At 75.5% G+C, this 11,773-nt stretch carries 9 protein-coding genes; 4 read left to right on the top strand and 5 right to left on the bottom strand.

What is annotated here, in order from left to right; genetic code table 11:
* Positions 1 to 20: 20 nt before the first annotated feature.
* Complete coding sequence (locus tag AA75_RS23655) at positions 21 to 1,469, top strand: WGR domain-containing protein (protein WP_033822207.1); 1,449 nt, start codon at positions 21 to 23, stop codon at positions 1,467 to 1,469.
* A gap of 25 nt (positions 1,470 to 1,494) precedes the next feature.
* Here the strand turns inward: AA75_RS23655 and AA75_RS23650 are convergent, their stop codons facing one another.
* From AA75_RS23650 to AA75_RS23640, 3 genes are all read right to left on the bottom strand, one after another.
* Positions 1,495 to 3,288: a hypothetical protein gene (locus AA75_RS23650; protein ID WP_033822206.1), complete on the bottom strand. Its 1,794-nt coding sequence runs from the start codon at positions 3,286 to 3,288 to the stop codon at positions 1,495 to 1,497.
* Positions 3,285 to 4,349, bottom strand: a complete 1,065-nt coding sequence (locus tag AA75_RS23645; RefSeq protein WP_033822205.1) for an ATP-binding protein — start codon at positions 4,347 to 4,349, stop codon at positions 3,285 to 3,287. The genes AA75_RS23650 and AA75_RS23645 overlap by 4 nt, the downstream gene beginning before the upstream one ends.
* A 101-nt stretch (positions 4,350 to 4,450) precedes the next feature.
* Positions 4,451 to 6,844, bottom strand: a complete 2,394-nt coding sequence (locus AA75_RS23640) for a helicase-associated domain-containing protein (RefSeq protein ID WP_051813158.1) — start codon at positions 6,842 to 6,844, stop codon at positions 4,451 to 4,453.
* Between the two features lie 90 nt (positions 6,845 to 6,934).
* Between AA75_RS23640 and AA75_RS23635 the strand changes: the two genes are divergently transcribed.
* Positions 6,935 to 7,663, top strand: coding sequence for a Sir2 family NAD-dependent protein deacetylase (locus AA75_RS23635; RefSeq protein ID WP_033822204.1), 729 nt, complete (start codon positions 6,935 to 6,937; stop codon positions 7,661 to 7,663).
* Between the two features lie 19 nt (positions 7,664 to 7,682).
* Here the strand turns inward: AA75_RS23635 and AA75_RS23630 are convergent, their stop codons facing one another.
* Positions 7,683 to 8,840: a hypothetical protein gene (locus AA75_RS23630; RefSeq protein ID WP_033822203.1), complete on the bottom strand. Its 1,158-nt coding sequence runs from the start codon at positions 8,838 to 8,840 to the stop codon at positions 7,683 to 7,685.
* Between the two features lie 125 nt (positions 8,841 to 8,965).
* Here AA75_RS23630 and AA75_RS23625 point away from each other — a divergent pair, with 125 nt between their 5' ends.
* Positions 8,966 to 10,177 carry a cytochrome P450 gene (locus AA75_RS23625; RefSeq protein WP_033822202.1) on the top strand — a complete coding sequence of 404 codons (1,212 nt, stop codon included), beginning with the start codon at positions 8,966 to 8,968 and terminating at the stop codon, positions 10,175 to 10,177.
* Positions 10,178 to 10,187: 10 nt separating this feature from the next.
* Positions 10,188 to 11,189 carry an ADP-ribosylglycohydrolase family protein gene (locus AA75_RS23620; protein ID WP_033822201.1) on the top strand — a complete coding sequence of 334 codons (1,002 nt, stop codon included), beginning with the start codon at positions 10,188 to 10,190 and terminating at the stop codon, positions 11,187 to 11,189.
* Here the strand turns inward: AA75_RS23620 and AA75_RS23615 are convergent.
* A complete protein-coding gene (locus tag AA75_RS23615) occupies positions 11,160 to 11,726 on the bottom strand; it encodes a YcxB family protein (RefSeq protein WP_033822200.1) in 567 nt (188 codons plus the stop codon). The two genes, AA75_RS23620 and AA75_RS23615, sit on opposite strands and share 30 nt — an antisense overlap.
* Positions 11,727 to 11,773: the final 47 nt, after the last annotated feature.

Raw genomic sequence — 11,773 nt, 5'->3', positions numbered from 1 at the left:
TGCCCGAAAGGGGCCCCGCCATGTCCGCTGCCACCGACGAGCAGATCACCTACCTGGAGCTGTCCGAGGAGGGCGGCGGGGCGCACAAGTTCTACGAGGTCCGGCAGTCGGGCGCGGAGCTGACCATCACCTACGGGCGGATCGGCGAGCCCGGTCAGGCCAGGACCACCGCCTTCCCGACCGCCGAGAAGGCGGCCGCCACCGCCGCCAAGAAGCTCGGCGAGAAGGTCCGCAAGGGGTACGCGCCGGCCGTCCGCGGGGTGCGGCAGCGGCGGGCCGTGACCCGGCGGCAGATCGTGTCGACCCGTTCGACGGCGCGTCAGGCGCCGGTGCTGTGGCGGTTCAGGTCGGGCGCGGACGCGTTCGGCATCTTCATCGGCGAGGAGCACGCCTGGGTCGGCAACCAGGCCGGTGACGTCTACACCCTCACCCACGACGGCGAGGTCACCGGCCGGTTCGGCCTGCCGGACGGCGTCAAGTGCATCGTCGCCGACGACTACTGGATCTACGCGGGCTGTGACGACGGCCGGGTCTACGACCTCGGCGGCAAGGTGCCGCGGGTGGCGTACGAGATCGCCGCGGACGTCGACATCTACTGGCTGGACATCCACGACGGCGTGCTCGGGGTCGCCGACGCCCGGGGCGGGATCACCACCGTCGACCACGAGGACGAGTTCCAGTGGCGGCGCTCGGCGGCCGGCACCGCCGGCTGGATGGTGCGCTGCGACGCGGACGGCGTCTACCACGGCTACTCGTCCGGCGTCTCGCGCTATTCGGCGCGCGGCGGCGAGGAGCTGTGGCACACCAGGACCGAGGGCGCGGTGCTGTTCGGCTGGCAGGAGCGGGCGGAGGTGTTCGCCGGCACCAGCCGGGGCTGGGTCTACCGGCTGGCGAAGGCGGACGGTGCCCAGCGCGCCCGGTACCGCTGTGACGCCGCGGTGTTCTCCTGCGCGGCCTCGCCCGACGGCAGGTACGTCTTCGCCGGCGACAATTCCTCGTCGGTGTACTGCTTCGCGGCGGACGGCACCCGGCTGTGGAAGCTCGGCACCGGCTGCGGCTCGGCGTACAGCATGCAGTACCGCGACGAGCGGCTGTACATCGTGACCACCGACGGCTCGCTGGCCTGCATCGACGCCAGTGAGGCGGCGGTGCGGGAGGCCGAGGGCGGGCGGCTGCCGCAGACCACCGACGTCAAGGCGGCGGGCTGGGAGCGGATCGCGCCGGGCGCGGAGCTGGAGACGGTGAGCGTCGCCCAGGCGGGGAGCCTCGGCGGGGTCGAGGTGGAGTGCGTGCAGGACGGCGGGCGGCTGCGGGTGCGGGTCACCTCGGCGGGGTTCGACCCGAGCTGGCGGGTGCAGTTCCCCAAGGACGTCCGGATCGCGGGCGCGCGGTACCTGGTGGCCGAACTGCACGCCTCGGAGCGGGGCGGCTTCTACCGCGCCCGGGGCGAGATCAAGCGGGTGCTGTGACCCGCCGCGGACCCCGCCCCGGGCGCTAGCGGACGTGGAACACGGGCCCGCGGGGGGTGAACGGGAGGGCCGCGTCCCGGGGGACCAGGTAGGCGTGGTCGCGGCGCAGCCGCAGGACGTCGCACTCGCCGTCGGTGATGACCAGGACCGGCGCCGCGGATGGGAAGTCCTCGGCTCGTTCCAGCAGGTCGATGCCGGGTTGCAGGACGGTTCCGCCGCGGCCGCGCACCCGGACCCTGCCGGCGATCTCCTGCGGCGGCAGGAAGCCGGCGTCGTACGGTGCCGCGTCGCAGAACACCACCCGGGCGGCGGGGACCTCGCGGGCGGCCGCGTACGAGGCGATGGCGCCCAGCGCCTTGCCGAGCAGCCGGCGGTCCATCGAGCCGGAGGTGTCGAGGACGACGCCGAAGGTGCAGCGGGCGACCTCCTCGGGCGGGAAGGAGCGGCCGGCCCGCGGGATGTCCGGGGTGGAGGCCTGCCGGCGGGAGGGCCTGGCGTAGCTGCGGTGCGCGGTCGGGGCGGGGACGAACTCGTCGAACCAGCGGGCCAGCCGGGCGTCCCAGGGCACCGGCGGGTGGTCGAGCGCGCGGATCTCCTCGACCAGGCCGGCCGGGAGCAGGCCGCGGCCGCGGGAGTGCAGTTCGAAGCCCTGCTGCAGGCCGCGGCGGTAGAAGTCGTCCAGGTCGACGTAGTCGCGCGGGGGGCCGAGCGGCTCGCCGAGGATGTCGGTGTGCCCCTTGCCCGCCAGGGTGGCGAGGCGGCGGACCCGGCGCTGGTCGCGGACGATCCGGTCGTAGACTTCCTCCGCCGACAGGCCGCTCAGCCCGGGGTCGTGCAGCAGCGCTTCGGGCATCTCGCCGACGCCCATCTCCAGCAGCCAACCGTTGATCACGTAGTCCGCGGCGACGTTGAACAGGTACGGGTCGCGGGCCCCGCGCCGGTCCTGGTGCCGCAGGGCGGCGTGCAGCATCTCGTGGGCGAGGACGAAGCGCCACTCCTCGTCGCTGTACCGGCGTAGCGGGTTGAGGTAGATCTCGCCGGCCCGGGCGTCGACGGCGGCGATGGCGATGCCGTGGGCGCGGGCGAGTTCGGCGTCGGCGACCAGGGTGATGCCCGCGGCCAGGCCGCCGAGCAGCGGGTACGAGGAGATGAACCAGTTGAGCGCCCTGGTCCAGGGGCGTTCGGGGGCGCGTTCGCCGGTGATCCGGTCACGGCGGCCGCCGGCCACGTCCATCGCGGCGGACATGGTCCGGGTGAGGGCTGCGGCGAAGGCCAGGGTCCAGTCCTCGGGCGGGGCGGGCCCGGTCCAGGGCAGCAGCAACTGGTCGGGCCCGCTGCCGCCGACGGCGGGCAGTTTCGGCAGGCCGTCGCGGCGCCAGCGGGCGGTCAGCTCCTCCTCGTCGCCGGCGGGCAGCACGGCGGGGAGGTCGAACGGCGGCCGGCCGGTGAGGAAGGTGCTCTGGAAGCGGATGACCACCGCGCAGCGGGCGGCCAGGTCGTGGGCGTCGGGCGGGGTGCGGCGGCCCTCGGCGGCGGGGAGGTGGCCGAGGCCGAGGTGGAGCAGACAGTGCGCCAGCACCCAGGCCCATTCGGCGGGTTCGGCGCGGCGCCGGGGGTTGGCGTGCACGGTGCCGTTGGAGTCGGCCACCGCCCAGCCGTCGGCGGGGCACTCGGCGCAGTCGGCGGAGCGGCAGATCCGGCCCACCGAGGTGAGCGCGTGGTTCCCGCGCAGCAGCCGGACGCCTTCGGCGAACGCCTCCGCGGCGGGGTCGGGGGCCGGCTCCTTGGCCTTCGCGCCGCGGCCCGTCCGGCCGCTCACCGGCGGGCCTCGACCAGGCGGGGCATGTCGCGGGCGGCTTCGACCAGGAACCAGGCGGGCAGTTCCGGGTTGCCGTCGGCGCCGTCGGCGATCACGGTCTGGGCCACCTCGACGGAGATCTCGGCGAGCTGGATCAGCAGCGACTTGGCCCGGTAGGCGGTCTGCCGCAGCTGGTTGGAGACGTGCTCCTTGCGGGCGGGGAGCTCCTTGACCAGCCGGGTGCGGAAGGCGTCCGCCAGGTAGTACAGCAGGTCCCGGTCCTCCGGGCGGTGCGGCCAGCGGGCGTCGCCCTTGAGGATGGCGTCCAGGCCGTAGGAGTTGCGGACGATCTTCGCGTACCCGCAGAAGCCGACCGCGTGCTGCGGGGTGAGCAGGCCGTGTGCCAGCACCTTGAGGGTGGGTTCCGCGAGGGACGGGCCGAAGGAGTGCAGGGCGTCCGAGAGCATGTGCCAGGCGCGCGGGGTGGAGAACGCCTCCTCGGTCTTGGGCGGCGCCGACCACAGGTGGTCCGGGCGGTCGGTGAGGTAGTCGGTCACCCAGGGGTGGATGCCGTTGCCCGCCGCCCAGCCGAGCCAGTCGGTGGCGCTGGCCCGCAGGTGCACGTGGACCAGGCGGTTGACCAGGGCGGATGCCATCGGGCGGGCCAGTGCGCCGTCGGTGGCGCGGTTGCCCGCGCCGATCACGATGGAGCCGGGCGGCAGTTCGTAGGAGCCGATCCGCCGGTCGAGGATGAGCGAGTAGAAGGCCTTCTGCACGTCCGGGGTGGCCGCGTTGAGCTCATCCAGGAACAGGCAGTAGGGCTCGTCGCGGGCGATCGACTCCGGCGGGCAGAACCGGGACCGGCCCTCGGCCGTGATCTGCGGGACGCCCACCAGGTCCTCCGGCGCCAGCTGGGTGCCGATCAGGCTCACGCACGCCAGCCCCAGCGAGTCCGCGAACTCCCGTACCAGCGAGGACTTCCCGATCCCCGGCGCGCCCCACAGGAACACCGGCCGGACGGTGGCCAGCCCGAGCAGCAGCTCGGGGACCTCGGACGGTGAGACGGTGACGGCACCCTGCACGGGACTCCTTCGGTACGTGGATTCCCGTGCAGTGTGCGGGCCGCCCGGCCCGGCCGCATCCGGTTTTTCCGCCCCGGGTCCGCTCCCGCAGGCGCGCGGGCTCAGCCGAGCACGGCCGCCGCGAGCGCCGCCGGCGAGCCCGGCCCGGGGACGAGGTGGCGGCGGGCGGCGTCGAGTTCGGGCAGCTCGGCGGCGGCCCGCTCCTCGGGGGCCCGCTCGACCACGGTGGTGCCGGTCTCCGCCTCCAGGACCGGGGCGTAGCCCGCCCGCCGCAGCGCGGTCAGGGTGTCGGCCGGGGAGGCGGTGCTGATCAGCACGGTGGGGGCGATCCGGCGCAGCCCGAGCCCGGCGAGGGCCCGCGCCTTGGAGAGTTCCAGGACGAGCGCCTCGTCGTCGGAGCGCAGACAGCAGGTGGAGCGCACCACCCGGACCCGGCCGTGCGTCCTGGCGGTGTCCTTGACCAGGTAGTCCAGGGTCTGCGGCAGGGGCAGCGCGCCTTCGGACGCCTCCGTGAGGCGGGCCAGCAGGTCGGCGGCGTCGGCGCCCGCGTCCAGGGCCCGGCGGACCGAGGCCGCGCCGATCCGCCAGACCACGGCGTGCCCGTCGGACTCGCGGTCGGCCACGGACTGGAGCAGTTCGGCGAGTTCGGGCGCGGCCTGGCCGGGCACCACGACGGTGAGGTCGGCCTGGAACCGGGCGGTGGTGAGCGGCGCAGGCACCAGTTCGGCCAGGGCGGTCCGCAACGCGCCGACGGCGCGCGCCAGTTCGGGGTGCCCGTCGAGCGAGGGCCCGGTGCCGGGCACCGCGGGGAACCAGCGGTCGGCCCCGGCCCGCAGCAGCGCGAGGACGGCGTGTCCGACGGGGGTGAGCGCGCCGTGGGCGACCACCCCGAGCGCCTCGGCCTCGTGCAGGGTGGCCAGCGTCAGGGCGACGGGGTCGGCGATCTGTTCGATGGCCACGGGCAGGTGCCAGCGGGCGGCCTCGACCAGGTCCTCGACGCGTGCGGGGCCGAGACCGGCCGCCGCTCCCAGTCCGTGGCCCGCGGGCAGCAGCGCCAGCGCCTCCAGCACGGCGCGGCGCAGCGCCGTGCAGTGCGGGTCCTGCGGGGTGACCAGGGCGACCGGGGTGTCGTCCGGGGCCGGCCAGTGGCTGAACACCTCGGGGGTGGCCGCCCAGGTGGCGATCAGCGGTACCAGGCGGTCGGCGGGCGGCGCCGCCAGCCACCGGTCGTACCGTTCGGTGGGCAGGATCCGGGCGGGCGGCGGCGGGGCCGGCTTGCGGCCGCGGGTGGCCGGCGGGGCGCCGCGGTGCGGGGCGATCAGGCCGGCGTTGGCGGCGAGGTCCAGCCAAAGGCGGGTGCGCGGCTCGTCGGTGCCGACGCTCTTCGCCAGCCGCCGGGTGTCCCGGACCGCGACGCCGCCGTTGCGGCGGACGGCGAGCGGGGCCGCCGCGACCGCCCTGAGCACCAGCTCCACCTGGGAGACGGCCGCGGTGGCGGCGGCCTGGGCCTCCCCGGCGGAGAAGGCCGGCAGTGCGGGGGCCGGGCCGGGGACGGGCGGGTCGAGGGCGAGGTCCAGCTCGGTGGGGGTGACGCGCAGGGCGGAGCCGATCTCGTACGGCAGTTCGGCCAGGTCGGGGCCGGAGGGGACGAGCAGGCCGCGGACGGCCAGCCAGTCCGTCGCCCGGTCACCCGAGCCGCCCTCCCGGAAGTGGAACCAGCCGGGTGCGCCGCTGTAGGAGTTCGCGGACTCCTGGACGAAGCAGTCCGTGCGCAGCCGCGGTGCCCCCGCCAGCAGCAGGCCGAGCAGCTCCAGCACGTCGGCGGGGGCGTCCGCGACCATCCGGCGGACGGCGGCGGCGTCCTGCAGCAGGTCGACGATCTGCCGCTGCGCGGCGTCCCGGTGCGGTGCCCGCGGCAGGCCGAGGGCGTCCTCGACGATGCGCACCTCGGCGGCCTTGTAGGCCGCGGTGAGCAGGACCGCGAGCGGCCGGCCCAGTCCGCGCAGCTCGCCGACGCGCTGGTGCAGGACGGCCGGAACGGTGAGCCGGGTACCGTGCGGCGGCAGGAGCAGCGCCCGTTCGGCCAGGCGGTCCAGGACGGGGGCCACCCGCGGGCCGAGCCGGTCGACCAACTTGGCCCTGGGGACCGCGCGTTCGGCCGGGTCGGGCGGCCGGACGGCGTACCCGGCCGGCCGGTACGAGGGCCGCCCGCCGGTGAAGCCAGCCGGGGCGGCACCGGTCGCCTGCACCGGGAGCGGGCCGTGCAGTTCCTCGGCGAGCTCCACGGTGGCGGTGAGGGCCTGGAGTTCGGCCTGGTCGATGGAGATCATCCCGAGCAGGGCGGAGTTCGCGGTGAGCAGGTGCTCGGCGAGCCGTGCCGGGTCCTCCAGGCCGGCGCCGGCCGTGTACGGCAGCTGCCGCTGCTCCAGCAGTTCGGTCAGCTGGGCGGGTGTGCGGCTGGTCAGCCAGGTCTTCAGGGCTCGGGCGCTGGTCACCGCTCCACGCTAGCCGAGGTGGCCGCGGCGGGCGCAAACCCGCTCGCGCGGGCGGGTGTTCGGGCCGTACCGTCGGCAGGTGTGAACGCCATGCGCCCCCTGATCGCCGTGCTGACCGGCGCGGGCATCTCGACCGACTCCGGCATCCCCGACTACCGCGGCCCGAACGGCCTGTGGCAGCGCGACCCGGCCGCGCGGGAACTGGTCACGATCGGCCCGTACCTGGCCGACCCCCTGGTGCGCCGCCGGGCCTGGCTGATGCGGGCGCGGACCGGCGCCCTCGCGGCCGAGCCCAACCCGGGCCACCTCGCGCTGGTCGAGCTGGAGCGCAGCGGGCTGCCGGTGCGGGTGCTGACCCAGAACGTCGACGGCCTGCACCAGCGCTCCGGCCTGCCCGACCGCAAGGTGCTCGAACTGCACGGCACCGCGCACCGGGTGGAGTGCGTCGGCTGTGGGGAGCGCGGCGCGATGGCGGATGCGCTGGCGCGGGTCGCGGCGGGTGAGCCGGATCCGGCGTGCACGGCCTGCGGCGGGGTGCTGAAGCCCTGCACGGTGATGTTCGGCGAGCTGCTCGACCCGGTGGTGCTGGCGCAGGCCGAGGCCATCGCGAAGGCCTGCGACCTGTTCATCGCGGTCGGCAGCACGCTGCGGGTGCACCCGGTGGCGGCGCTGCCGCAGATCGCGCTGGAGCACGGCGCCCGGCTGGTGGTGGTGAACGCCGAGCCCACCCCGTACGACCCGGCGGCCGCCGAGGTGGTGCGCGAGCCGATCTCGACCGCGCTGCCGGCGCTGGTGCGGCGGCTGGTCGCGGGGGAGTGACGGCGCCGCCCGCGCCGGGCTACTGCCAGCCGACCAGGTGCGTGGTGCCCGCGGTCTGCGGGGCGGCGTCGGGGGCGTCCAGCCGGCCGATCCTGACCGGCAGGGAGCCGGTGTCCAGACCGACCCGGTAGAGCGTCGACGTGGTGCCGCTCTCGGCCGCCAGGTACGCCAGCGACCGCCCGTCGGGCGCCGCCACGACGCTGTCCAGGTGCCGGTACGGGTCCCGCGGCAGCAGCCCGGTGACGCCGTCGACCGCGGCGTGGCCGGCCGTGAAGTGGATCAGCAGCAGGTCGTCGCGGGACATGCAGAGCAGGGTGGCCGGGTCCGTCCACAGCCGCGGGCTGCAGCGCGGGACCGACTCCGAACCGGGCACCACCGCCCGGCCGTTGCCGTTCGGGCCGAGCGTGGCGGGTTCCACGTACCGGGCGTCGTACGCGGCGACGTCCCCGCGCTGCCAGAGGGTGGGCCCGCTGCCCGCCGCGGCGGTGCCGTCGGGGGCGGGCACCACCTGGTCGGGGGTGCTGTCGAACGGGCGGGTCGGCCAGGCCTGGCCGCCGGTGAGGGTGAAGTCGGCCCCGACGGCGGCGCCGTGGGCGGTGGGAGCGGCCTCGGGGTGGGCGAGGTCCCGGGCGGCGAGCCGCCGGTCCGCGCTCTCGTACCAGAGCAGGGCGGTGCCCGCCTGGAAGGCCGGGGCGTGGCCCTCGACGGCCGGTCCGGCGGCGGGCGAACCGTCGGTCAGGCTGAAGGCGGTGGCGACGGTGCCGGAACCGCCGGGGCCCGGGAGGGTGCCGGCGATCCTGCTGAAGCCGGTGTCGAAGAGCTGCCGGTCGGCCTCGGCGGAGCTGTCCCGGGGCTGCCCGCAGAGCGGTTCGACCACGGCGCCGTCCGGCAGGACGGTGGTCCGCCCGTCGATCCGGGCGCCGTCGGCGGCGGCGTACGCGGTGACGGTGACCCGGTGGTCCTTGGTGCCGGGGGTGTCCGACTCGGCGGCGAAGCGGTCGCAGCGGGCGACCACGATGCTGCCCGGTCCGGCCAGCGGCGCCGCCGGGGGAGCGGTGGCGGGCTTCGGCGCCGGGCCGGCGCCGATGCCGGTGCAGGCGGGGACGGCGAGGACGGCCGCCGCCGCCGCGAGGTGTCCGAGGTGTCTTCCGAGGTGTCGTCCGACGGATCGCGGCATGTCTGGTTCCCCCTGGTCGCTGGTACGGCAGCGCGAAGATATCAGCCCGATGATCATTCAAATCATGATCGGCCGGGACGGTGGCCGAGTCATTACGATGGCACCCCGACGAGCAGGAGTGATCAATGGCGATCGACACCTTCGACCCGTGGTCGGCCGCGTTCGTGGCGCACCCCTACGACGCGTACGCCCAACTGCGCGAGCACGCCCCGGTCAGCCACTACGAACCCACCGGACAGTGGCTGGTCTCCCGGTACGCTGACGTCAGTGCCCTGCTGCGGGACCGCCGCCTCGGCCGCACCTACACCCACCGCCACACCCACGAGGAGTTCGGCCGCCCGGCCCCCGACCCGGCGTACGAGCCCTTCCACACCCTCAACGACAACGGGCTGCTCGACCTGGAGGCCCCCGACCACACCCGGATCCGGCGGCTGGTCTCCAAGGCCTTCACCCCGAGAATGGTCGAGTCACTGCGCCCGACCGTTGCCCGGCTCGCCGACGAACTGGTCGGCGCGCTGATCGAGGACGGCGGCGGGGACCTGATCGCCGCTGTCGCCGAACCGCTGCCGGTCGCCGTGATCGCCGAGATGCTGGGCGTCCCGGAGTCCGACCGGCACCTGCTGCGGCCCTGGTCCGCCGACATCACCGGCATGTTCGAGCTCAACCCGTCCAAGGAGACGGCCGAGCGGGCCGTCCGCGCCAGCACCGAGTTCTCGGACTACCTGCGCGCCCTGATCCGCGAACGCCGCACCGCCCCCGGCACCGACCTGATCAGCGCGCTGATCCAGGCCCAGGAGGGCGCCGACGCACTCAGCGAGCAGGAGATGGTCTCCACCTGCGTCCTGCTGCTCAACGCCGGCCACGAGGCCACCGTCAACACCACCGGCAACGGCTGGTGGGCCCTGCTGCGCAACCCCGGTGAACTCGCCCGGCTGCGCGCCGACGTGGACGGCCTGCTGCCCACCGCCGTCGAGGAACTGATGCGCTGGGACACCCCGCTGCAGATGTTCGAGCGCTGGGTGCTGGAGGACATCGAGGTCGCCGGGGTCACCATCCCGCGCGGCTCCGAGGTCGCCCTGCTGTTCGGCTCCGCCAACCGCGACCCCGCCCGATTCACCGACCCCGACCGCCTGGACCTCGGCCGCACCGACAACCCGCACATCACCTTCGGCGCCGGAATCCACTTCTGTCTCGGCGCCCCGCTCGCCAGACTGGAGCTCAACGAGTCGTTCGGCGCGCTGCTGCGCCGGGCGCCCGGGCTGCGGGCGGTCCGCGAGCCCGAGTGGCGCCCGGGGTACGTGATCCGCGGGCTCGCCGAGCTGACGGTCGAGATCTGAGGGAGCGACGATGACGGGGCGGGCGACGGGCACCCTGCTGGGACTGGCGATCGGGGACGCGCTGGGGCACCGGACCGAGTTCCTGACCTACGAGGAGATCGCCCGCTCGTGCCCCGACTGGCGCCGGCTCCCGCTGCCCGAGAGGGCCCTGGTCACCGACGACACCCAGATGACGCTGGCGCTGGCCCGGGGCCTGCGCACCGCGCAGGAGCGCGGGCCGCTCACCCCGCTGCGGGTCGAACGGCCGGTCCGCGAGGAGTACGTCGACTGGTGGCGCTCCCCGCAGAACAACCGCGCCCCCGGTATGACCTGCCTGCGCGCCTGCCAGCGCCTCAGCCGGGACGAGCTGCGCTGGCAGGAGGCCAGCGACCTCGGCTCCAAGGGCTGCGGCGCCAACATGCGGGTCGCGCCGGTCGGCCTGCTGCCCGGCCTGACCGACCGCCAGTTCTCGGGCACGGCCCAGCTCCAGTCCGCCCTCACCCACGGGCACCCGACGGCGCTGGCAGCCAGCGAACTCACCGCGCTCGCCGTCCGGCTGCTCGCCACCGGCACGGCGCCGGGCGACCTGCCCGGCCTGCTGCGGGCGCACGCGCTGGCGAACCGGACCCGCTACGACGAGTTCTGGCTCGGCGACCTGGCCGCGCACGCCCAGGACCCTTCGCCGGAGAGCTTCACGGCGCGCGGCTGGGACGACTGCCTGCTGGAGCTCGACCGGCTGGACGCGGCGCTCGCCCGGCCCTCGCTCGACACCGACCCGTGCGAGATCACCGGCGCCGGCTGGATCGCCGAGGAGGCCCTCGGCACCGCGCTGCTCTGCTTCCTGCTGCTGCCCGACGACCCGGTCGCCGCGGTCCGCCGGGCCGCCTTCTCCTCCGGCGACTCGGACTCGCTGGCCTGCCTGACCGGGGCCTTCGCCGGCGCGCACCACGGAGCGGCGGCCTGGCCGAAGGAGTGGGTCGGGCGGATCGAGTACCGCGAGGAGCTACTGGCCTTCGGCGCGCTCTGGGACTGAGCCCCGGCCGGGGGCGACGGCCCGGGACAGCACGACGCGCTGCGGCGGCGCCGGCCGGGCGGGCGCCGCCGTGGTGCCGTTCAGGGCGGCCACGAAGGCCGCCAGCTCGGCCCGCTCGGCGGCATCGAGGCCGCGCTTGAGCACGGCGGTGAAGACGGTCGGTCCGGTGTACAGCAGCAGGAACTCCGGGGTGTCCACCACCCGGTGGTACCTGTCCCAGCCGGTCTCGGAGGACGCCCCGGGCCGCTGGATCCGGACGCCGCCGTCGGTCAGCCCGACCTCGACGGTGCCGCCGAGCCTGGTCAGCGAGCGCCGTACCGCCCGGCGGGTCCCCACCGTCAGCTGGTACAGCACGACGGCGCCGACGCCCGTGCCGGCGATCCCGAGCGGGACGTTCCCGAGCGCGAACAGCAGCACGCCGTCGGGGAGGAGCAGCAGCACGCAGCCCCACATGACCTGCCGGCGGCGGCGCTGCCCGAGCCGGGAGGCCCGCAGCAGCTCCTCGAAGGAGAGCCGGTACGACGTCCTGATGTTCACGCACTCCCCCTGGCCCCGAACGGTGAGCCGGACTCTAGGGGGTGATC

Source organism: Kitasatospora sp. MBT63 (assembly GCF_000710465.2).
Lineage (GTDB): Bacteria > Actinomycetota > Actinomycetes > Streptomycetales > Streptomycetaceae > Kitasatospora.
This window is presented reverse-complemented; position numbering and strand designations above follow the sequence as displayed.